The sequence below is a fragment of the Pseudomonas sp. CAM1A genome, from assembly GCF_047501685.1.
Classification (GTDB): Bacteria; Pseudomonadota; Gammaproteobacteria; order Pseudomonadales; family Pseudomonadaceae; genus Aquipseudomonas.
The window spans coordinates 1-20,839 of record NZ_JBFNXP010000024.1; the positions used below are offsets into that span (position 1 = coordinate 1).

At 64.8% G+C, this 20,839-nt stretch carries 15 protein-coding genes and 4 tRNA genes; 17 read left to right on the forward strand and 2 right to left on the reverse strand.

The genetic code is table 11. The features are described 5' to 3' along the window. The first annotated feature begins 710 nt into the window (after positions 1–710). From ABZO33_RS26320 to ABZO33_RS26395, 16 genes are all read left to right on the forward strand, one after another. The gene (locus ABZO33_RS26320; protein ID WP_414538437.1) at positions 711–1,718 is read left to right on the forward strand and encodes an aspartate-semialdehyde dehydrogenase; all 1,008 of its coding nucleotides are present in this window, start codon (positions 711–713) and stop codon (positions 1,716–1,718) included. Positions 1,719–1,789: 71 nt separating this feature from the next. Next, on the forward strand, positions 1,790–4,441 hold the full coding sequence (locus tag ABZO33_RS26325) for a FimV/HubP family polar landmark protein (RefSeq protein WP_414538438.1): 2,652 nt from the start codon (positions 1,790–1,792) through the stop codon (positions 4,439–4,441). Positions 4,442–4,576: 135 nt separating this feature from the next. Further along, complete coding sequence (gene truA / locus ABZO33_RS26330) at positions 4,577–5,431, forward strand: tRNA pseudouridine(38-40) synthase TruA (protein ID WP_414538439.1); 855 nt, start codon at positions 4,577–4,579, stop codon at positions 5,429–5,431. A 59-nt stretch (positions 5,432–5,490) separates the two neighbouring features. Further along, positions 5,491–6,111: a phosphoribosylanthranilate isomerase gene (locus ABZO33_RS26335; RefSeq protein WP_414538440.1), complete on the forward strand. Its 621-nt coding sequence runs from the start codon at positions 5,491–5,493 to the stop codon at positions 6,109–6,111. 208 nt (positions 6,112–6,319) lie between these two features. Next, positions 6,320–7,213, forward strand: coding sequence for an acetyl-CoA carboxylase, carboxyltransferase subunit beta (gene accD / locus ABZO33_RS26340; protein ID WP_414538441.1), 894 nt, complete (start codon positions 6,320–6,322; stop codon positions 7,211–7,213). After that, positions 7,213–8,520 (forward strand): bifunctional tetrahydrofolate synthase/dihydrofolate synthase, encoded by a 1,308-nt coding sequence (folC, locus tag ABZO33_RS26345; protein ID WP_414538442.1) that lies wholly within the window; start codon positions 7,213–7,215, stop codon positions 8,518–8,520. Before accD ends, folC begins: the two co-directional genes overlap by 1 nt. Continuing rightward, positions 8,504–9,178, forward strand: a complete 675-nt coding sequence (locus ABZO33_RS26350) for an SPOR domain-containing protein (protein WP_414538443.1) — start codon at positions 8,504–8,506, stop codon at positions 9,176–9,178. The genes folC and ABZO33_RS26350 overlap by 17 nt, the downstream gene beginning before the upstream one ends. Positions 9,179–9,365: 187 nt before the next feature. After that, complete coding sequence (locus ABZO33_RS26355; RefSeq protein WP_038706536.1) at positions 9,366–9,920, forward strand: CvpA family protein; 555 nt, start codon at positions 9,366–9,368, stop codon at positions 9,918–9,920. Positions 9,921–9,962: 42 nt separating this feature from the next. Beyond that, positions 9,963–11,468 carry an amidophosphoribosyltransferase gene (purF, locus tag ABZO33_RS26360; protein WP_414538444.1) on the forward strand — a complete coding sequence of 502 codons (1,506 nt, stop codon included), beginning with the start codon at positions 9,963–9,965 and terminating at the stop codon, positions 11,466–11,468. 15 nt (positions 11,469–11,483) lie between these two features. Beyond that, on the forward strand, positions 11,484–12,695 hold the full coding sequence (locus ABZO33_RS26365; protein WP_414538445.1) for an O-succinylhomoserine sulfhydrylase: 1,212 nt from the start codon (positions 11,484–11,486) through the stop codon (positions 12,693–12,695). After that, a complete protein-coding gene (locus tag ABZO33_RS26370; RefSeq protein ID WP_414538446.1) occupies positions 12,692–13,465 on the forward strand; it encodes an SDR family oxidoreductase in 774 nt (257 codons plus the stop codon). Before ABZO33_RS26365 ends, ABZO33_RS26370 begins: the two co-directional genes overlap by 4 nt. Before the next feature lie 250 nt (positions 13,466–13,715). Next, a tRNA-Val gene (locus ABZO33_RS26375) sits at positions 13,716–13,791 on the forward strand. Between the two features lie 81 nt (positions 13,792–13,872). Then, positions 13,873–13,949: transfer RNA gene (locus ABZO33_RS26380), tRNA-Asp, on the forward strand. An 83-nt stretch (positions 13,950–14,032) separates the two neighbouring features. Beyond that, a tRNA-Asp gene (locus ABZO33_RS26385) sits at positions 14,033–14,109 on the forward strand. Positions 14,110–14,248: 139 nt separating this feature from the next. Further along, positions 14,249–14,325, forward strand: a tRNA-Asp gene (locus ABZO33_RS26390). A 197-nt stretch (positions 14,326–14,522) separates the two neighbouring features. Beyond that, positions 14,523–15,410: a DUF2242 domain-containing protein gene (locus tag ABZO33_RS26395; protein WP_414538447.1), complete on the forward strand. Its 888-nt coding sequence runs from the start codon at positions 14,523–14,525 to the stop codon at positions 15,408–15,410. Positions 15,411–15,613: 203 nt separating this feature from the next. Here ABZO33_RS26395 and ABZO33_RS26400 read toward each other — a convergent pair whose 3' ends face one another. Further along, on the reverse strand, positions 15,614–16,654 hold the full coding sequence (locus ABZO33_RS26400; protein ID WP_414538448.1) for an AraC family transcriptional regulator: 1,041 nt from the start codon (positions 16,652–16,654) through the stop codon (positions 15,614–15,616). 4 nt (positions 16,655–16,658) lie between these two features. Then, positions 16,659–17,777: a carbon-nitrogen hydrolase family protein gene (locus ABZO33_RS26405; protein WP_414538449.1), complete on the reverse strand. Its 1,119-nt coding sequence runs from the start codon at positions 17,775–17,777 to the stop codon at positions 16,659–16,661. Between the two features lie 204 nt (positions 17,778–17,981). Between ABZO33_RS26405 and ABZO33_RS26410 the strand changes: the two genes are divergently transcribed. Continuing rightward, the gene (locus tag ABZO33_RS26410) at positions 17,982–20,018 is read left to right on the forward strand and encodes an FAD-dependent oxidoreductase (RefSeq protein WP_414538450.1); all 2,037 of its coding nucleotides are present in this window, start codon (positions 17,982–17,984) and stop codon (positions 20,016–20,018) included. The last annotated feature ends 821 nt before the right edge of the window (positions 20,019–20,839 follow it).

Here is a 20,839-nt window from a genome sequence, read left to right on the forward strand (position 1 = left end):
AACGCCCCAAACGCCCCATCCTGGGGCGCAGCGCTTGACGGGCATCCATGCCCGTCACCTCCCTCCGCAAGACCTGCGTTCGGCCTCCTGAAGTCGCGAAGTTACGGGCGGCGCCTGCACTAACGCAGCTAGTCGCTAGTTGCCATCGTGGGAACTCTWGATCAAYATCGCGGGGCAAGCCCGCTCCCACCATAGTTTGACTRCGTGATTCAACGTGGGAGCAGGCTTGCCCCGCGATAGCGTAACGAAGAACAACATAACAGCCACTAATAAACCAACATATCTGCTCTTGATCTGTTCTTGATCTTGCTTCTAAGTGCGCGATAGTTCAGGCGCCACCAATTGCGACTTCAGGAGGCCGAGTGGAGTTCTTGCGTAGTGGGGCGACGGCCATGGATGGCCGTCGAGCGCTGCGCCCCAGGATGGGGCGTTCAGCGCGGTACCCACGGGAGCAAGAACGGAGCGAGGGAACCCCGGAGCGMAGCGCAGGGGCCGTATGAACGGAGCCGAACGGTTTTGCCTACTTTTCCCACGAGAAAAGTAGGCCGCCGTAAGGGCGGAAGGGTGATAATGCGTCGACATCGCCAATGAATGCACATAAAGAAATCAAAACCCGCACTTTAGAACCCGAACCCGCCCCTACCTCCCGCCCCACAATCCAAGTAAAGTGCCGCTCCCCCGCCGTACCCCCTGGAAAAGGAACCGACCCCATGACCCCCAACGCCCTGGACATAGCCGTAATCGGCGCCACCGGCACAGTAGGTGAATCCCTCGTCCAGATCCTCGAGGAAGTGGCCTTCCCGGTTTCCACCCTGCACCTGCTGGCCAGCATGGAATCCGCCGGCAGCAGCGTCATGTTCGCGGGCAAGAAACTGAAGGTCCGCGAAGTGGACAGCTTCGATTTCTCCCAGGTCAGGCTGGTCTTCTTCGCCGCCAGCCCCGCCGTAAGCCGCAGCTTCGCGCCCAAGGCCATCGCCGCCGGTTGCGCGGTGATCGACCTGTCCGGCGCCCTGGACGGTGCCACCGCGTTGGTCCCGGAAGCCAACGGCGAGCGCATAGCCGAACTGTCGCAGCCCGCACTGATCACCAGCCCGAGCGCTGGCGCGGTAGCCTTGGCGGTGGCGCTGGCGCCGCTCAAGGGGCTGCTCGATATCGAGCGCGTGCAGGTCAATGCCTGCCTGGCAGTTTCGGAGCAGGGCAGGGAGGCCGTCAGCGAACTCGCCCGGCAGACCGCCGAACTGCTCAACGCACGTCCCCTGGAGCCGCGCTTCTTCGATCGCCAGGTTGCCTTCAACCTGCTCCCCCAGGTCGGTACACCCGATGAACAGGGCCACACCAATGTAGAACGCCGTCTGGTGAATGAACTGCGTCAGGTATTGGACCTGCCGCAACTGAAGATTTCCGTGACCTGCATTCAAGTCCCGGTGTTTTTCGGCGATAGCTTCAGTGTCGCCGTGCAAAGCCGTAATCCGGTCGACCTGGTGGCCGTCAACGCCGCGCTGGAGGCTGCCGACGGCATCGAGCTGGTCGAGTCGGGTGATTATCCGACGCCTGTAGGTGACGCGGTGGGCCAGGACGTGGTCTATGTTGGACGTGTACGCCACGGTGTCGATGAAGACCAGCAGCTCAATCTCTGGCTGACCACCGACAATGTGCGCAAAGGCGCGGCGCTGAACGCCGTGCAGGCGGCACAATTGTTGATAAAACACATGGCGTAAAAGATACTGCGAGCTATTTTGTCCTGCACCGCACCAGGGTTTTCGGGACGTTTCATACAAGGGAAGAGTTCATGCTTCGAATTCGCAAACTGGTTCTGGCCATCGCGGCAGCCTCGGCGCTGTCGTCCGGGGTGGCGAACGCTCTGGGGTTGGGTGAGCTGACCCTCAAGTCGGCGCAGAACCAGCCGCTGGATGCCGAGATCGAACTGCTCGACGTGCGCGACCTCTCCGCGGCGGAAATGGCGCCAAGCCTGGCGTCGCCGGAAGAGTTCGCCAAGGCCGGGGTGGCCTTCCCGCCTTACCTCGAAGACCTCACCTTCACGCCGGTGATCAACCCCAACGGCAAGAGCGTGCTGCGGGTTACCTCCAGCAAGGCACTGCCGGAGCCGGTAGTCAAGTTCCTGGTTCAGGTCATGTGGCCCCAGGGCCGCCTGCTGCGCGACTACAGCGTGCTGCTCGACCAGGCTCAGGCCCAGGGCAGCCAACCGGCCCCGGCGGGCATCAACCCGGCTGTCAGTGCGGGCAGCTATACCACCAAGCGCCGAGACACCCTCTGGCAGATCGCCGCGCGCAACACCAACGGCGGCTCGATCCAGCAGACCATGCTGGCCATCCAGGCGCTGAACCCGGATGCCTTCATCGGCAACAACATCAACCAGCTCAAGACCGGCCAGGTGCTGCGCCTGCCCGATCAGCAGCAGGTGCAGAGCATTCCCCAGGCCCAGGCCAACCGCGAAGTCGCCGAGCAGTACGCCGCCTGGCGTGAAGGCCGCCGCCTCGGCCCGCGGGCACGGCAGCTGGATGCCACCCGCCGTGGCGAGGCTGGCGCGGCCCCCGCGCGCATCGCCCAGGGCGACAACCTGCGCCTGGTGGCGCCGGGCGGCAAGGGCGCGGCCGGTGAGGTCAAGGCGCTGGGTGACAAGCTGGCCGTGGCCCAGGAAAGCCTCGACACCAGCCGCCGCGACAACGATGAACTCAAGAGCCGTATGGTCGACCTGCAGAGCCAGCTGGACAAGCTGCAGCGCCTGATCGAGTTGAAGAACGACCAGCTGGCGCGTCTCGAGGCCCAGGGTGCCGCGGCGCCACAGCCACCTGCAGCGACGCTGCCGGGCGAGCCGGCTCCGGCGCAACCTGCGGTGAACGCGCAACTGACCCCTGCCGAGCCGGTGGTCGCCCCGGCGCCTGCCGCGGCCGACACCGCACCAGCGGATGTGGCAGCCGAAGCGCCGGCCAGCGAAGAGCCCGGCATGCTCGACCAGCTGCTGGGCAACCCGCTGCTGTTGGGCTTGATTGCCGGGTCCGCATTCCTGGTGCTGCTGTTGTTGCTGCTGCTTCTGGCCCGCAAGCGCAAGGCCCAGCAGGAAGCCGAAAAACACCTGCGCATGGCCCGTGCCCTGGCCGAGGATGGCGAGCGTGGTCCGGACCTGGACCTGCCGCCGAGCAGTTTTGAAGGCCTGGATGTATCGGCGCCAAGCGTGACTCTGTCGCCTGCGGTAGTGGCGGCCTCGGCCGCTGCCGCTGTTGCGGCGGAAAAGCCTGCGGCACCTGCCGACGTCGTCGCCCCGGCGGCGGATCCGCGCGCGGCGTTGCTGGCCGAGGTGGATGAAAGCCTGGCCCGCGGTCGCCTCAACCACGCCGCCGACCTGCTCGAAGCGGCGGTGGCCTCCGAGCCGCAGCGCAGCGATCTGCGCTTGAAACTGATGGAAGTCTACGCCCGTCAGGGCGACCAGGACGCCTTTGCCGGCCAAGAGCGCAAGCTGGCGGTCAACGACGCGAACCTGGCCGAGGTCGCCGCGCTCAAGGAGCGTTTCCCGGCCATGCTCGGTGTCGCGGCGGTGGCGGCAGGCGCTGCTGGGGCCGCGGCCCTGGCCGCCGAGCTGGATGAGCAGTATGTCCAGGACCTGCTGCAGGACAAGGAGCTGGAGCTGGGCGAAAGCGCGCCGGAACTCGTCGTGGAGCCGGTCGTGGCGGCCGAGCCAGAACCTGAGCCAGAGCCAGAGCCAGAGCCTGTGGTCGAAGAGACCAACCTGGACAGCGCCTTCGACCTGAGCCTGGACGATGACCTGCCGGTAGATGACCACCTCGACCTGGCCGGTCTCGAGGACCTGCCTGTCGAGACGCCCGAGGCCGAGGCTGCGCCCGCCGTTGCCGAAACCGATGCCGACGACGATTTCGAGGCATTGCTCGCCCAGGCGCAGGCGACACCGCAAAATGTCGACGACCTGGCCGAATTCGACCTGGATGTCGCCGAAGAACCGGTGGCTCCGGCCGGCAGCGAGGAAGCTCCGGTGGACGTGGCGGCCGAACTGGCGGCCTTCGAGGCGATTCCGGAGTTCGATCCGATTTCCGAGCTGGAACTGCCCGAGGACTTCGACCTGTCGCTGTCGCTGGACGACGACTCGCCGGCGGCTAAGAACTTCGCCTCGGAGCTGGACGACGTCAACGCCGAGCTCGACAAACTGTCGCAGAACCTCGAGATGCCATCGGTTGCGCAGCCTTCGTTCACCGCCGAGGATGCGGCGCTGGAGCCCGAGCCGCTGGACGACCTGGACTTCGACTTCTTCTCCGGCGCCGACGAGGTGGCCACCAAGCTCGACCTGGCCCGCGCCTACATCGACATGGGTGACCATCAGGGCGCTCGTGACATCCTCGATGAAGTGGTCAAGGACGGCGACGACAGCCAGCGCCAGGAAGCCAACGAGATGCTCTCGCGCCTGGTCTGACGCAAAGCTGTACTGCGCGGGGCAAGCCTGCTTTCACGCAAGACGTGAGGGCGGGCTTGCCCCGCGATCATTTCGGCCCCTGCACGGTTTGCCGGTATACTCCCGCCTTTCGTTTCATCATCAGGTTTGCCGCTCTTGGACATCATCGACACCGCCGCCGCCGAATCGGCTGCCGAAGGCTACACCCGCATCGCTTTGGGCGTGGAATACAAAGGTTCGCGCTATCGCGGCTGGCAACGTCAGGCCAGCGGCGTACCGAGTGTCCAGCAGGCCCTGGAACAGGCGCTGTCGACGGTGGCCGACGAACCGATCTCGGTGATCTGCGCCGGGCGCACCGATGCCGGCGTGCATGGCTGCGGGCAGATCGTGCATTTCGACACCCGCGCCGTGCGCGACGAGCGCGCCTGGACCCTGGGCACCAACTTCAACCTGCCCCACGACATCAGCGTGGTCTGGTCCGCGCCGATGCCTGCGCACTTCCATGCCCGTTTCAAGGCCACCGCGCGGCGCTACCGCTACGTGATCTACAACGACCCGATCCGCCCGGCGCACCTGGCCGAGGAAGTCACCTGGAACCACCGCCCGCTGGACGTCCAGCGCATGGCCGAGGCCGCGCAGTCCCTGCTGGGCACCCATGATTTCAGCGCTTTCCGCGCAAGCCAGTGCCAGGCCAAGTCGCCGATCAAGCACATCCACCACCTGCGTGTGACCCGGCATGGGCGGATGATCGTGCTGGATGTGCGTGCCACCGCGTTCCTGCACCACATGGTGCGCAACATTGCCGGCGTGCTGATGACCATCGGTGCCGGCGAGCGTCCGGTGGAGTGGGCCCGTGAGGTGCTGGAAGGGCGCAATCGCCGTGATGGCGGGGTAACTGCGCACCCTTACGGTCTTTACCTGGTGCAGGTGGAGTACCCGGAAGAATACGCGCTGCCGCAGCGTTACATCGGCCCACACTTTCTTACTGGCTACGAGGCGCTGGCGGACTGACGGGGCACAGGTCATTTGCTACCATCGGCGCTTTCCCGATCACTCAAGGTTCGCTGTCCATGAGCAATGTTCGCAGCAAGATCTGCGGGATTACCCGCATCGAGGATGCCCTGGCCGCGGTCGAGGCCGGCGCCGACGCCCTCGGTTTCGTCTTCTATGCGAAAAGCCCGCGGGCAGTGGACGTGCGTCAGGCGCGGGCGATCATCGACGCGCTGCCGCCGTTCGTGACCACCGTGGGGCTGTTCGTCAACGCCTCGCGCTGCGAGCTCAACGAGATCCTCGAAGTGGTTTCCCTGGACCTGCTACAGTTCCACGGCGATGAAACCCCGGCCGATTGCGAGGGCTACCACCGCCCCTGGATCAAGGCCCTGCGGGTGCGCCCGGGGGATGACCTGGAGGCTGCCTGCCGGCACTACGCCGGCGCTCGCGGCATCCTGCTGGACGCCTACGTGCCGGGCGTGCCGGGGGGAACCGGCGAGGCCTTCGACTGGTCACTGATTCCGCAACGCCTGAGCAAGCCGATCATCCTTGCTGGTGGCCTGTCGGTCGACAACGTCGCCGAGGCCATTCGCCAGGTGCGCCCGTACGCGGTGGATGTCAGCGGCGGCGTGGAGCAGGCCAAGGGCATCAAGGATGCGGCAAAGATCGAAGCCTTCATGCAGGCGGTCAAACACGCGTGAACACGGATGTGACGGCTGGCCGCGCGCCATCGTCCATAGCTTTCGCAGCCCGGTGCTGCCAGGCCGCGCCAGAGCGCGGGGCATGCCGGGGAAAAATTGGAGGTGGGACGGCCCAAGGTCGGCCCATCGTCGCTTTACAGAAGAATTTGAGCTCAAGGGCAGGGCGGGGCCGCAAAGGTCTCCCCGGCCAATACTGGAGAAAGCAAGCATGAGCAACTGGTTGGTAGACAAACTGATCCCTTCGATCATGCGTTCCGAGGTGAAGAAGAGCTCGGTGCCGGAAGGGCTGTGGCACAAGTGCCCGTCCTGCGAAGCCGTGCTGTATCGCCCGGAGCTGGAAAAGACCCTCGACGTCTGCCCTAAGTGCAACCACCACATGCGTATCGGCGCCCGCGCGCGCATCGATATCTTCCTCGATCCAGAAGGTCGCGCCGAACTGGGCGCCGACCTGGAGCCGGTCGACCGCCTGAAGTTCCGTGATGGCAAGAAGTACAAGGACCGCCTGACTGGCGCGCAGAAGCAGACCGGCGAGAAGGATGCGCTGATCTCCATGAGCGGCACCCTGATGGGCATGCCGATCGTTGTCAGCGCCTTCGAGTTCTCCTTCATGGGCGGCTCGATGGGCGCCATCGTCGGTGAGCGTTTCGTGCGCGCCGCCAACTATGCCCTGGAAAACCGCTGCCCGATGGTCTGCTTCTCCGCTTCCGGCGGTGCGCGCATGCAGGAAGCGCTGATCTCGCTGATGCAGATGGCCAAGACCTCCGCCGTGCTGGCGCGCCTGCGCGAAGAAGGCATTCCGTTCATCTCGGTGCTGACCGACCCGGTCTACGGCGGCGTTTCCGCCAGCCTGGCGATGCTTGGCGACGTGATCGTCGGCGAGCCGAAGGCGCTGATCGGCTTTGCCGGCCCGCGAGTGATCGAGCAGACCGTGCGCGAGAAACTGCCGGAAGGCTTCCAGCGCAGCGAGTTCCTGCTGGAGCACGGCGCCATCGACCTGATCATCTCCCGTGACGAGCTGCGCCCGCGCCTGGCCCGCCTGCTGGCGCAGATGACCGGCCAGCCGACCCCGGAAGCGGCCAAAGAGGTCGCCGCGGTCGCGTGATGAACCAGCGCAGCCTGGGCGACTGGCTCGCCTACCTCGAACAGTTGCACCCCTCGGCCATCGACATGGGCCTGGAGCGCTCGCAACAGGTGCTGGCGCGGCTGGGGCTGGGCACGCTGGCGCCCCGTGTGGTCACGGTGACCGGCACCAATGGCAAGGGCTCGACCTGCGCCTTCATGGCCGCGTTGCTGCGCTCGCAGGGGCTCAGGGTCGGGGTGTACAGCTCGCCGCATCTGCTGCGTTACAACGAACGGGTGCTGATCGACGGCCAGGAGGCCAGCGATGAGCGCCTGTGCGAAGCCTTCGCCGCGGTGGAGGCGGCGCGTGGCGACATCTCGCTGACCTATTTCGAGATGGGCACCCTGGCGGCATTCTGGTTGTTCAAGCACTCCGCGTTGGACGCGGTGGTGCTTGAGGTCGGCCTGGGTGGCCGGCTCGATGCGGTCAACCTGGTGGATGCCGACGTGTCGCTGGTTACCAGCATTGGCGTCGACCACGTCGATTACCTGGGCGATAGCCGCGAGTCGGTAGCCTACGAGAAGGCGGGAATCTTCCGCCGGGGCAAGCCTGCGCTGTGCGGTGACCTTGATCCGCCGCAGCCTTTGCTGGACAAAGTGCGCGAGCTGGATTGCCCGTTCTTCCTGCGTGGACGTGATTTCGACCTGGATAGCAGCGTTGACCACTGGCATTGGCGTGGTCGCCAGCTCGACGGTTCGCCCGTTGAGCTGCGTGACCTGCCGTTGCTCGACCTGCCCATGGAGAATGCCGCCCTGGCCTTGCAGACGTTCCTGCTGATGGGGCTGCGGTGGGATGCGGGCAAGGTTTGTCAGGCTTTGCTGGATACTCGTATCACCGGTCGCCTTGACCGGCGTGGGCTGTCATTCCAGGGTAAGCGTGTCGAACTGTTGCTGGATGTCGGTCACAATCCGCACGCCGCCGAGTACCTGGCCCGCCGCCTGGCTGTACGCCCGGTGAGGGGGCGACGCCTGGCGGTCTTCGGCCTGTTGGCCGACAAGGACCTGGCCGGCGTGCTTGCGCCGCTGCGCGGTCAGGTCGCTGACTGGGCGGTGGCGCCGCTGGACACACCGCGCAGCCGCCCGGCCGCAGAGCTGGCGGATGCCTTGACGAACCTCGGTGCGACGGTGAAGTCTTACGCCAGTGTTGCGGCTGCCCTCGAAGGGCAGTGCGCCCAGGCGACGGCGGATGACCAGATCCTGCTGTTCGGTTCGTTTTTCTGCGTCGGCGAGGCCCTGGCTTGGCTTGAACGGCAGGTTTCCGAGGATGGAGTAGATGGCAGTGCTGGATAAAGGGATGAAGCAGCGCATGGTCGGTGCGCTGGTGCTGGTGGCGCTGGCGGTGATCTTCCTGCCGATGCTGTTCACCCGCGAGGACGAGATGCGCCAGGTGCGTGTCGAGGCGCCCGAAGCGCCGGCCATGCCCAATCTGCCCCAGGTGCAGGTGGAGCCTGTGCAGGTGCCGGAGCCGCAGCCGTTGCCGGAGCAGAACGAGCAGCCGGCGGTGGTGGTCGACGAGTCCACGGCGCCGGTGACGGCGCCAAGCCAGCCCATCGCGCCGGTAACGACCGTGGCGCAGCCCAAGCCGCAGACGCCAGTGCCGACGACGCCGGTAGCCAAGGTCGAGCCCCGTCCGGCGCCTGCACCGAGCGCGGCACCTGCCGCTCCCGCGGCCAAGCCCGCTGCGCCTTCGAAGATCGACGTCAACGGCCTGCCGGTGAGCTGGTCGATCCAGCTGGCCAGCCTGTCCAACCGGGCCGGTGCCGAGAACCTGCAGAAGACCCTGCGCAGCCAGGGCTACAACGCCTACATCCGTTCGACGGGCGGCATGAACCGGGTATTCGTCGGACCGTTGATCGAGCGGGCAGAAGCCGAGCGCCTGCGTGATGTGATCAATCGTCAGCAGAACCTGAAAGGCATCGTGGTACGTTTCCAGCCGGAGCGTGGTTGACATCCATCGCGGGGCAAGCCCGCTCCCACCTGTCGCGTGGGAGTGGGCTTGCCCCCGCGATGGTTTTCGAACCTGCAAAGCTGTCCCCAGAGTCAGCCTGCAGCCCTTCAAACACCTGACATTCCGCTTACCTCAAGCCCCCTTGCTCTGGTAAAATGCGCCGCCTCAAACGTCGGCAGGCAACACCGTGGCATTTACCTGGGTTGATTGGGCGATCATCGCGATCATCGCCATTTCCTCACTGATCAGTCTCAAGCGCGGCTTCGTCAAGGAAGCCTTGTCCCTGCTCATCTGGATTGTCGCCGGTGCGGTGGCCTGGATGTTCGGCGGCTCGCTTGCGCAGTATCTTGAAAGCTATATCCAGATGCCGTCCGCACGGGTCATTGCCGGCTGCGCCATTCTTTTCGTCGCCACGCTGCTGGTCGGGGCGATGCTCAATTTCCTCATCGGCGAGCTGATCCGCGTTACCGGGCTGTCCGGCACCGATCGCTTCCTCGGCATGGCCTTCGGCGCCGCGCGCGGGGGCTTGCTGGTGGTGGTGGCGGTCGGGCTGTTGAGCCTGGGGCCGGTACAACAGGATCCGTGGTGGCAGGAATCGCGCCTGATACCACAATTTCTATTGGTAGCCGACTGGTCTAAGAACCTCATACTCGGGTTCAGCGGCCAGTGGATGTCCAGTGGGGTCAGCGCACCCGTTGACCTTCCGTTCAAGGAGCAGTTGCTCGGGCCGACCAAGCCCTGAGTGCGCTTCACTCAAGTTTCATCAAAGTAGGGGTTGCGTCGCATGTGTGGCATCGTCGGTATCGTCGGTAAGTCGAACGTCAATCAGGCGCTGTATGACGCGCTAACCGTGCTTCAGCACCGCGGCCAGGACGCTGCCGGTATCGTGACCAGCCACGATGGCCGGTTGTTCCTGCGCAAGGATAACGGCCTGGTGCGCGACGTCTTCCAGCAGCGCCACATGCAGCGCCTGGTCGGCAGCATCGGCATCGGCCATGTGCGCTACCCGACCGCCGGCAGCTCCACCTCTGCCGAGGCCCAGCCGTTCTACGTCAACTCGCCGTACGGCATCACCCTGGCGCACAACGGCAACCTGACCAACGTCGAGCAGTTGGCCAAGGAGATCTACGAGTCCGACCTGCGCCACGTCAATACCAACTCCGACTCCGAAGTGCTGCTCAACGTGTTCGCCCACGAGCTGGCCGTGCGCGGCAAGCTGCAGCCGACCGAAGAAGATGTGTTCGCCGCCGTTTCCCACGTGCACAGCCGCTGCGTCGGCGGCTACGCGGTGGTGGCGATGATCACCGGCTACGGCATCGTCGGCTTCCGTGACCCCAACGGCATCCGCCCGGTGGTGTTCGGCCAGCGTCACACCGACGAAGGCGTCGAATACATGATCGCCTCGGAAAGCGTGGCCCTGGACGTGCTCGGCTTCACCCTGATCCGCGACCTGGCGCCGGGCGAGGCGGTGTACATCACCGAAGGCGGCCAGATGTACACCAAGCAGTGTGCCGAAAACCCGAAACTGCAGCCATGCATCTTCGAGCACGTCTACCTGGCTCGTCCGGATTCGATCATAGACGGTGTCTCGGTGTACAAGGCGCGCCTGCGCATGGGCGAGAAGCTGGCCGAGAAGATCCAGCGCGAGCGCCCGGACCACGACATCGACGTGGTCATCCCGATTCCCGACACCAGCCGCACCGCGGCGCTGGAACTGGCCAACCACCTGGGCGTCAAGTTCCGTGAAGGCTTCGTCAAGAACCGCTACATCGGCCGTACCTTCATCATGCCCGGCCAGGCCGCGCGCAAGAAATCGGTGCGCCAGAAACTCAACGCCATCGAGCTGGAGTTCCGCGGCAAGAACGTGATGCTGGTGGACGACTCGATCGTGCGCGGCACCACCTGCAAGCAGATCATCCAGATGGCCCGCGAAGCCGGCGCCAAGAACGTCTACTTCTGCTCCGCAGCCCCTGCGGTACGCTACCCCAACGTCTACGGCATCGACATGCCGAGCGCTCACGAACTGATCGCCCACAACCGTACCACCGAACAGGTGGCCGAGTTGATCGGCGCCGATTGGCTGATCTATCAGGACCTGCCGGACCTGATCGAATCGGTCGGTGGCGGCAAGATCAAGATCGAGCATTTCGATTGCGCGGTGTTCAACGGTGAGTACGTCACCGGCGATATCGACGAAGCCTACCTCGACCGCATCGAGCAGGCCCGTAATGACCTGGCCAAGGTGAAGACCCAGGCGGTCAGCGCGATCATCGACCTGTACAACAACTGATTTGGGAGCGACGGCATGACCGAACAATGGGATGCCGGTCGACTGGACAGTGACCTCGAGGGTGTCGGTTTCGACACCCTGGCGGTGCGCGCCGGTCAGAACCGTACACCGGAGGCCGAGCACAGCGAAGCGCTGTTCCTGACCTCCAGCTATGTCTTCCGCACGGCGGCCGATGCTGCCGCGCGCTTTGCCGGCGAAACGCCGGGCAACGTCTATTCGCGCTACACCAACCCCACCGTGCGCGCCTTCGAGGAGCGCCTGGCGGCCATGGAGGGCGCCGAGCAGGCCGTGGCCACCTCCACCGGCATGGCGGCGATCCTCGCCGTGGTGATGTCGCTGTGCAGCGCCGGCGACCACGTGCTGGTGTCGCAGAGCGTATTCGGCTCGACCATCAGCCTGTTCGAGAAGTACTTCAAGCGGTTCGGTGTGCAGGTGGACTACGTGCCGCTGGTCGACTTGAATGGCTGGGAAAAGGCCATCAAGGCCAACACCAAGCTGCTGGTCGTCGAGTCGCCGTCCAACCCGCTGGCCGAGCTGGTCGATATCACCGCCCTGGCCGAAGTTGCCCACGCCCGTGGCGCGCTGCTGGTGGTGGACAACTGCTTCAGCACCCCGGCCTTGCAGCAGCCGCTCAAGCTCGGCGCCGATATCGTGTTCCACTCGGCGACCAAGTTCATCGACGGCCAGGGCCGTTGCATGGGCGGCGTGGTGGCCGGGCGCAGCGAGCAGATGAAGGAAGTCGTGGGTTTCCTGCGCACCGCTGGCCCGACCCTCAGCCCGTTCAATGCCTGGGTCTTCACCAAGGGCCTGGAGACCCTCAAGCTGCGCATGCGCGCCCACTGCGAGAGCGCCCAGGCGCTGGCCGAGTGGCTCGAGCAGCAGGACGGTATCGAGAAGGTCCACTACGCCGGCCTGCCGAGCCATCCGCAGCATGAACTGGCCAAACGCCAGATGAGCGGCTTCGGCGCGGTGGTCAGCTTCGAGGTGAAGGGCGGCAAGGAAGGCGCCTGGCGCTTCATCGATGCCACCCGGGTGATCTCGATCACCACCAACCTCGGTGACAGCAAGACCACCATCGCCCACCCGGCCACCACCTCCCACGGCCGTCTGACGCCGCAGGAGCGTGAAGCGGCGGGTATCCGCGACAGCCTGGTGCGCGTGGCAGTCGGCCTGGAAGACGTGGCCGACCTGCAAGCCGATCTGGCCCGCGGCCTGGCGGCGCTGTGATCGACTGGAAGGGTGGCGAGCCCGACCATAATGGTCGGGTGGCCCTGGTGACCGGTGCCGCCCGCGGCATCGGCCTGGGCATCGCCGCCTGGTTGATCTGCGAGGGCTGGCAGGTAGTGCTCAGCGACCTGGACCGCCCGCGTGGCGCCAAGGTCGCCAAGGCCCTGGGTGACAACGCCTGGTTCATCACCATGGATGTGGCCGACGAGGCCCAGGTCAGTGCCGGGGTGTCCGAGGTGCTCGGGCAGTTTGGCCGGCTGGACGCGCTGGTGTGCAACGCGGCGATCGCCAATCCGCACAACCAGACCTTGGAGAGCCTGTCCCTGGCCCAATGGAACCGGGTACTGGCGGTCAACCTCAATGGCCCGATGCTGCTGGCCAAGCATTGCGCACCTTACCTGCGCGCCCATGGTGGGGCGATCGTCAACCTGGCTTCCACCCGTGCCCGGCAATCCGAGCCAGACACCGAGGCCTATGCCGCCAGCAAGGGTGGACTGGTCGCCTTGACCCATGCCCTGGCCATGAGCTTGGCGCCGGAGATCCGCGTGAATGCCGTGAGCCCGGGTTGGATCGATGCCCGCGACCCCTCGCAGCGGCGTGCCGAGCCTCTGAGCGAGGCCGACCATGCCCAGCATCCGGCTGGCCGGGTCGGGACGGTGGAGGACGTGGCGGCGCTGGTGGCGTGGCTGCTGTCGCGCCAGGCGGGGTTTGTCACCGGCCAGGAGTTCGTGGTCGATGGCGGGATGACCCGCAAGATGATCTACGCCTGAGCTGTAACCTGTTGAGATGCAAGAGAAAGGGGCCGAGAGCCCCTTTTTTTGTCGGTTATCCCGGCCCTGTCGCGGGGCAAGCCCACTCCCACGTTGCGGGCGTCTGGATTGTGGGGGCGTGCTTGCCCCGCGATCAGGCTGTCTTTTTTGCCCTTTTTGAAAAAAACTTCAATGGGGGTATTGACTTAGCATCGGTACCTGCGTAAATTTCGCGGCCTCAGCGAAGCAAACGCAACAAGCAACATCGCGGGGGTGATTAGCTCAGCCGGGAGAGCATCTGCCTTACAAGCAGAGGGTCGGCGGTTCGATCCCGTCATCACCCACCACTTCCTGAGAACGTTTCTGGTCCAAGGTGCTTTGCAAGAAGCGCTCTGGCAGAGAGAAACAGGACGCAAGTCCAGCACTGCGCGGCGGTAGTTCAGTCGGTTAGAATACCGGCCTGTCACGCCGGGGGTCGCGGGTTCGAGTCCCGTCCGCCGCGCCATTTTATTCCAGATGGGTGCTTGCACCGGTCTGAGGCCGAAAGGCCAGATCCCAGTTTCAATCAGGCGCAAGCCTGAACGATACGCAGCGGTAGTTCAGTCGGTTAGAATACCGGCCTGTCACGCCGGGGGTCGCGGGTTCGAGTCCCGTCCGCTGCGCCATCTTTCGCCAAGAGCCCCATGAACGCTCGAGGCAAGCAGAAAAGGCGATGATAGATCGCCTTTTTTGTTCCTGGCTTTCGCGCTGTAGCGCTTGAAAGCTCAGATCCCAGTTTCAATCGGGTGCAAGCCCGAACGATACGCAGCGGTAGTTCAGTCGGTTAGAATACCGGCCTGTCACGCCGGGGGTCGCGGGTTCGAGTCCCGTCCGCTGCGCCATCTTCGCCTCGAGGCCCTTTGAACACCTCGAAGCAACGGAAAAGCGACCTTAGGGTCGCTTTTTTCGTTTCAGCAACTTGCCCGACCATGGGCAAGGATTTCCAACAATGCTGACAGACTCTTCACCGATCAAAGGTTTCAGCCGCTGATCGATGTGATGCACAATACGCCCCATTCGTTTCTTCCCGGAATTGGCAATGTCTAGATCAACCGTCTATGGCGCGCTCGGGCTGGCCCTCGTGCTGGCGGGCGTGTCCGGCTGTTCCTCGAAAAAGGCCGCCGTCTACGAGCATGAGAACTTCGATGACTCGGGCACCTTTTCCCGCACCTTCGCCACCAGCGAGGCGGGCTCCTGCGAGGCGGCGCGCCGTGCGCTGCTCAGCCAGGGCTACATCATCACCAGCAGCGATGCCAACCAGGTTGCCGGCAACAAGAGTTTCCAGCAGAACGCCGAAAACCATCTGCAGATCAGCTTCAACATCACCTGCGTTTCGGACATGAGCGACAAGCAGCGCTCGACCATGTTCGCCAACGCCCTGCAGGACCGCTATGCCCTGAAAAAGTCCAACACTTCCGCCAGCCTCGGCGTGGGCGTGCTGGGCTCGGTGTCGATGCCGATCGGCTCCACCGACGACTCCATGGTCAAGGTAGCCAGCGAGACGGTCACCGCAGCGCAGTTCTACGATCGTTACTTCGCCCTGGTGGAAAGCTACCTGCCAAAACCGAAGAAGCCGGAGAAGTCAGAGCCTGCCGCCGAGCCGAAGGTGGAAAAACCTGCCGCTGACCTGGGCCTGCCGGAGCCTGCGCCCGCTGCCCTGGCGCCCGTACCGCAGCCCGCCACGCCGGTAGCCGAAAGCGTGGCAGAGACACCGGCCCCGGTATCGACACCGGTTGCCGCCGCCCCTGCCGCAACGCCTGCGCCCGTTGCTACCCCAGCGCCTAGCGTGCCGTCCAGCGAGGCCCCGGCCGCGCCGGTGGTGGATGACAGCAAGGGCTCGCAACCCATCGCGCCGCCTGTCGAGCCAGCGCCGATCCAGGTCCAGCAGGAAGCACCGGCGGCAGAGCAGGCGCCGGCGCCACTTTGACGCGGCGATAACTTCCTGGGTGCCTGCTACGTTTATCGTTCATAGGGCTGTAATCATTCTGTCATTCCGCTGGCTTAGGTTGGCGCAATGACAGAAGAACGACGAATGAGGGGCGTGAAGATGGACGATTACCAGGAAGAACTGCTCGAGTTCCAGGCCTATGAGCTAGACCTGCCGGAGCCGGCCGACGACGCCACCGAGCTTTAACCGACTTGCCGCTGATGGCGGCGAAACTCCCCCGGGGTCAGCCCCGTCCAGCGCTTGAATGCGCGCTGGAACGCCTCTGCCGAGGCGAATCCCAGTAGATAGGCGATCTCGCCGAAGGCCAGTTCGGTGTCGCGGATATAGGTCTCGGCCAGGTCGCGCCGTGTGTCGTTGAGCAGGTTGCGAAAGCGCGTGCCTTCCTCGGCCAGCTTGCGGCGCAGCGTCCAGGTCGGCAGTTGCAGGTGCCGCGCCACTTCCTCCAGGTCCGGTTCGTGCCCGCCATTGAGCAGTGGGCCCAGCAGGTGGGTGATGCGCTCGCCCAGGCTGCGCACACGGGTGCGCTGGGCCAGTTCCGCTTCGCACAGTTGCAGCAAGTGCTGCCAGGTACTGGGGCAGTGCTGCAGGTTGGGCAGGTCCAGCGTGGCACGGCTCAGGCGCAACTGGTTGGCCGCAGCAGCGAAATGCACGGTGCCCGCACACAGGCCTTGGTATTGCGCGGCGTAGGCGGGCATGTCGAATTCGATCTCGATACGTTCGGCTTGCACCGGCCTGGCAGTGAGGGCACCGAGCTGTGCCAGCCAGCCCGCGAGCATCGAGTCGACCACGAAGTGGTTGTAGCTGTTGTAGGGGCTGATGGAATAGAACCTCAGCCAAGCGCCCTGGGTGTCTTCGTGGAAACTCGAACGGCCCCGGTAGTTGGCGGCATACAACGGTTCGAAGCGCAGCAGGGTGCGGGCGGCTTCGCCGAGGGTGGGTGCCTGGGCGGCAGTCACCCCGGCCAGCCCGGCCTGGGCCAGGCGGCTCAGGCGCCCCATGTGCAGGCCCAGTGCAGGTTCGGCGGACAAGGCGATCGCCGCATGTCCCAGGTGCATGTAGCGCGGAATCGACAGGCGCGCGCCTGGCTCGGCCAGGCGCCTGGCATCGAGGCCGTAGCGCAGCAGCAGCGGCTGCGGGTCGTGGCCGAGCATGGCCAGTGTTTCGGCCAGGGGCTGGACGAAACCTACCGACAGATCACCCAGGCGCACGCGGGGGCGGGGCATGGCGTCACAGCCACAGGTTGAGCAGGCGCGCACCGTGGCTGTCGTTGCCGACCCACAGTGTGCCGCTTTGGCTGGCAAAACCCTGGCCGTCGCTACCCAGCTCCCAGAACTGGCCACGCATGAACACGCTTATGCTCGGGGTGCTGTCATTGGCGGCCAACGGTAGTTGCTGCCAGGCGCGCTGTTCACTGACCTCGCCGCGTTGCAGCGGCAGGTCGGCGGCCTGTGCCTGGTGGCGGTTGCCGCGCCAGGGCGCCTGCCAGCTCTGTTTGCCGCTGAGGAACACCGGGTTGGCAATCAGCTGCACTGACTGCGCGGCCAGTTGCCGGTGGTTGGCCGGGTACCAGCTGTCGCTGCCGATCAGCACGCCCAGGCGCCCGGCGGGGGTCTCCAGCACTTGCAGTGGATGTTGCTGGCCGCCTTGGATGTAGCGCCGGCTTTCGCTGTCGGGGTACTGCTGGTGCTGAGGCTGGCCGAGCACCGAACCGTCGCTGGCGAATACCAGGCTGCTGTTGTAAAGCGGGCCGTTGCCGGTGCGCAGCACGCCGTTCTCGACGTAGGGCGCGGGCAGGACGATGGAGCCGGCGACCAGGGTGACGCCGAATTCGCGGGCCAGGTTGCCGAACAGCTGCTGGTAGTCGGCGGCCATCTGCGCGGCCTTCATGCGCAGGTGGGCGTCCGAGCGGCGGTCGTCGCCGCTGGCGGCGAGCATCGCCAGGCCGTAGCGCAGCGGGTTGCTCAACTCCAGCCACTGCCAGGCCTCGCTGCGCTGGGTCACTTGGTACAGCTCGCGCTTTTCGCCACGGGCCCACAGCCAGGTGCCGATATGCTCGGGCAGTACCACCACGGTGCGCGGGTTGACCAGCCCCTGGGCACGGGCCTGCTCCAGGTAGGCCGAGAGCTTGCGATGCAGGCGCGTAAGGTTCTGGTAGTCGCCCGGATACAACAGCGGCTCGACCCCGAGCAGGTTGCCGTGCTCGCCTGGCACGCCCTGGTTGAGGGCCAGCTCGATGCGCAGGTCGGACAGGTAATGGCCTTCCGGACGCTGCAGGGTCCAGAAGCCGTAGCCACAGAGGGCGGCGAGGGTGACCAGCGCCAGGGCGCCGGTTAGCAGTTTGCGCATGGAACGGTCCAGCGTTGTGCGGTTGAGGTGCCTTAGGGTAGACCTGCTGTGCAGCAGGATCAATAAGTTGTCAGTTTCGATCATTGAGCGTGTTCAAACGCCTGTTTAATGTCGGCCTCAGACAACCGACGGGCCCCGCGAGCTGGTGTAGCCAGCGGCAGAGGCGCCCGCATTCCGTGATCATGCCAACTGTGGAGTCCATCCATGGCGACCGACCGTTACCCACACCTGCTGGCCCCCCTCGACCTGGGCTTCACCACCTTGCGCAACCGCACCCTGATGGGGTCGATGCACACTGGCCTCGAAGAGCGCCCCGGCGGCTTTGAACGCATGGCCGCATACTTCGCCGAGCGTGCCCGCGGTGGCGTCGGCCTGATGGTCACCGGTGGCATCGCGCCCAACGATGAAGGCGGCGTGTACTCCGGCGCGGCCAAGCTCAGCACCGAAGAAGAGGCCGCCAAGCACCGTGTCGTCACCGAGGCCGTGCATGCCGCCGGTGGCAAGATCTGCTTGCAGATCCTGCATGCCGGGCGCTATGCCTACAGCCCGAAGCAGGTGGCGCCCAGCGCCATCCAGGCGCCGATCAATCCGTTCAAGCCCAAGGAGCTGGACGAGGAGGGCATCGAGAAGCAGATCCGCGATTTCGTCACCTGCGCAAGCCTGGCCCAGCACGCCGGCTATGACGGCGTCGAGATCATGGGTTCGGAAGGCTACTTCATCAACCAGTTCCTCGCCGCCCACACCAACCACCGCACCGACCGCTGGGGTGGCAGCTATGAGAACCGCATGCGCCTGGCCGTGGAAATCGTGCAGCGGGTGCGCGAGGCGGTGGGGACTGACTTCATCATCATCTTCCGCCTGTCGATGCTCGACCTGGTCGAGGGCGGCAGCACCTGGGACGAGATCGAGCTGCTGGCCAAGGCCATCGAGCAGGCCGGCGCCACGCTGATCAACACTGGCATCGGCTGGCACGAAGCGCGTATTCCGACCATCGCCACCAAGGTGCCACGCGCGGCGTTCAGCAAGGTCACCGCCAAGCTGCGTGGGGTGGTGAAGATCCCGTTGATCACCACCAACCGCATCAATACCCCGGAAGTGGCCGAGACCGTGCTGGCCGAGGGCGATGCCGACATGGTCTCCATGGCCCGGCCGTTCCTGGCCGACCCGGACTTCGTCAACAAGGCCGCCGAAGGCCGTGGCGACGAGATCAACACCTGCATTGGCTGCAACCAGGCGTGCCTGGACCACACCTTCGGCGGCAAGCTGACCAGCTGCCTGGTCAACCCGCGTGCCTGCCACGAGACTGAGCTCAACTACCTGCCTGTGCGCGCCGTGAAGCGCATCGCCGTGGTCGGCGCCGGCCCGGCCGGGCTGGCTGCCGCCACCGTGGCGGCGGAACGTGGTCATCAGGTGACCCTGTTCGACGCCGCCAGCGAGATCGGCGGGCAGTTCAATGTGGCCAAGCGGGTGCCGGGCAAGGAGGAGTTCTACGAGACCTTGCGCTACTTCCGTAACAAGGTGAAGTCCACGGGGGTCGAACTGCGCCTGAATACCCGTGTCGACGTAGCCGCATTGGTGGCCGGCGAATACGACGAAGTCATCCTGGCCACCGGTATCGCACCGCGCACGCCGGCCATTCCCGGCATCGACAATGCCAAGGTGCTGAACTACCTGGATGTGCTGCTCGAGCGCAAGCCGGTGGGCGAGCGGGTGGCGGTGATCGGCGCCGGTGGTATCGGTTTCGATGTGTCCGAGTACCTGGTGCACAAGGGCGTGGCCACCAGCCAGGACCGTGAGGCGTTCTGGAAGGAGTGGGGCATTGATACGCAGCTGGAAGCCCGTGGTGGCGTGGCCGGGGTCAAGGCCGAGCCTCATGCGCCGGCGCGCCAGGTCTATCTGCTGCAACGCAAGAAGACCAAGGTTGGCGACGGTCTGGGCAAGACCACCGGCTGGATCCACCGCACGGGGCTGAAGAACAAGCAGGTGCAGATGCTCAACAGCGTCGAGTACCTGGGCGTCGACGATGCGGGCCTGCATGTACGCATCGGCGAGGGCGAGCCGCAGGTGCTGGCGGTGGACAACATAGTCGTCTGCGCGGGGCAGGAGCCGCTGCGCGAGTTGCATGATGGCCTTGTGGCGGCCGGGCAATCGGTGCACTTGATCGGTGGCGCTGATGTGGCGGCTGAGCTTGATGCCAAGCGGGCGATTAACCAAGGGTCGAGGTTGGCGGCCGAGTTGTAATTGTTTGAACTGGTGATGAGTCAACTTTCACAGGTGAGGGGGGTGATACACCTTTCCTTTGGGAGTTGGCTTGTCAGCGAGTAGTTGTAACAGAAGAAATACTGCGAGTAGTCTTCATATACTCGATTTATCTTGTTCTTGTTCTTGTTCTTGTTCTTGTTCTTGTTCTTGTTCTTGCTCTTGCTTCTAAGTGCGCGATAGTTCAGGCGACACAAATTGCGACTTCAGGAGGCCGAACGGAGGTCTTGCGGAGGGAGGTGACGGGCATGGATGCCCGTCAAGCGCTGCGCCCCAGGATGGGGCGTTCAGCGCGGTCCTCCCGGGAGCAACGGTCCTCCCGGGAGCAAGGCCGGAGTGAGGGGACCCCGGAGCGAAGCGTAGGGGCCGGATGAATGGAGCGAGCATTTTTTGGTTCCTTTTTGATGCTWMAAAAAGGGACCCGCCGTAAGGGCGGAAAGGTGACTATGTGTCGCCATCGCCAATGAATGAGCATATAACTTTCAAAACCCACGCTCTGAAAGTTAAAGTTAAAGTTAAAGTCAAAGTCAAAGTCAATCGGCATCGGTTTTTATAGTTGTAAGCGCATTCATTTACGATGTCGACGCGTACTCACCTTTTCGCCCTTACGGCGAGTCACTTTTTGTCAAACGCCCGGAGCGCCGGCCGGACAAAAGTAACCAAAAAACGCTGCGCTCCATTCATCCGGCCCTGCGCTTCGCTCCGGGTCCCCTCACTCCGGCCTTGCTCCCGGGAGGACCGCGCTGAACGCCCCATCCTGGGGCGCAGCGCTTGACGGGCATCCATGCCCGTCACCTCCCTCC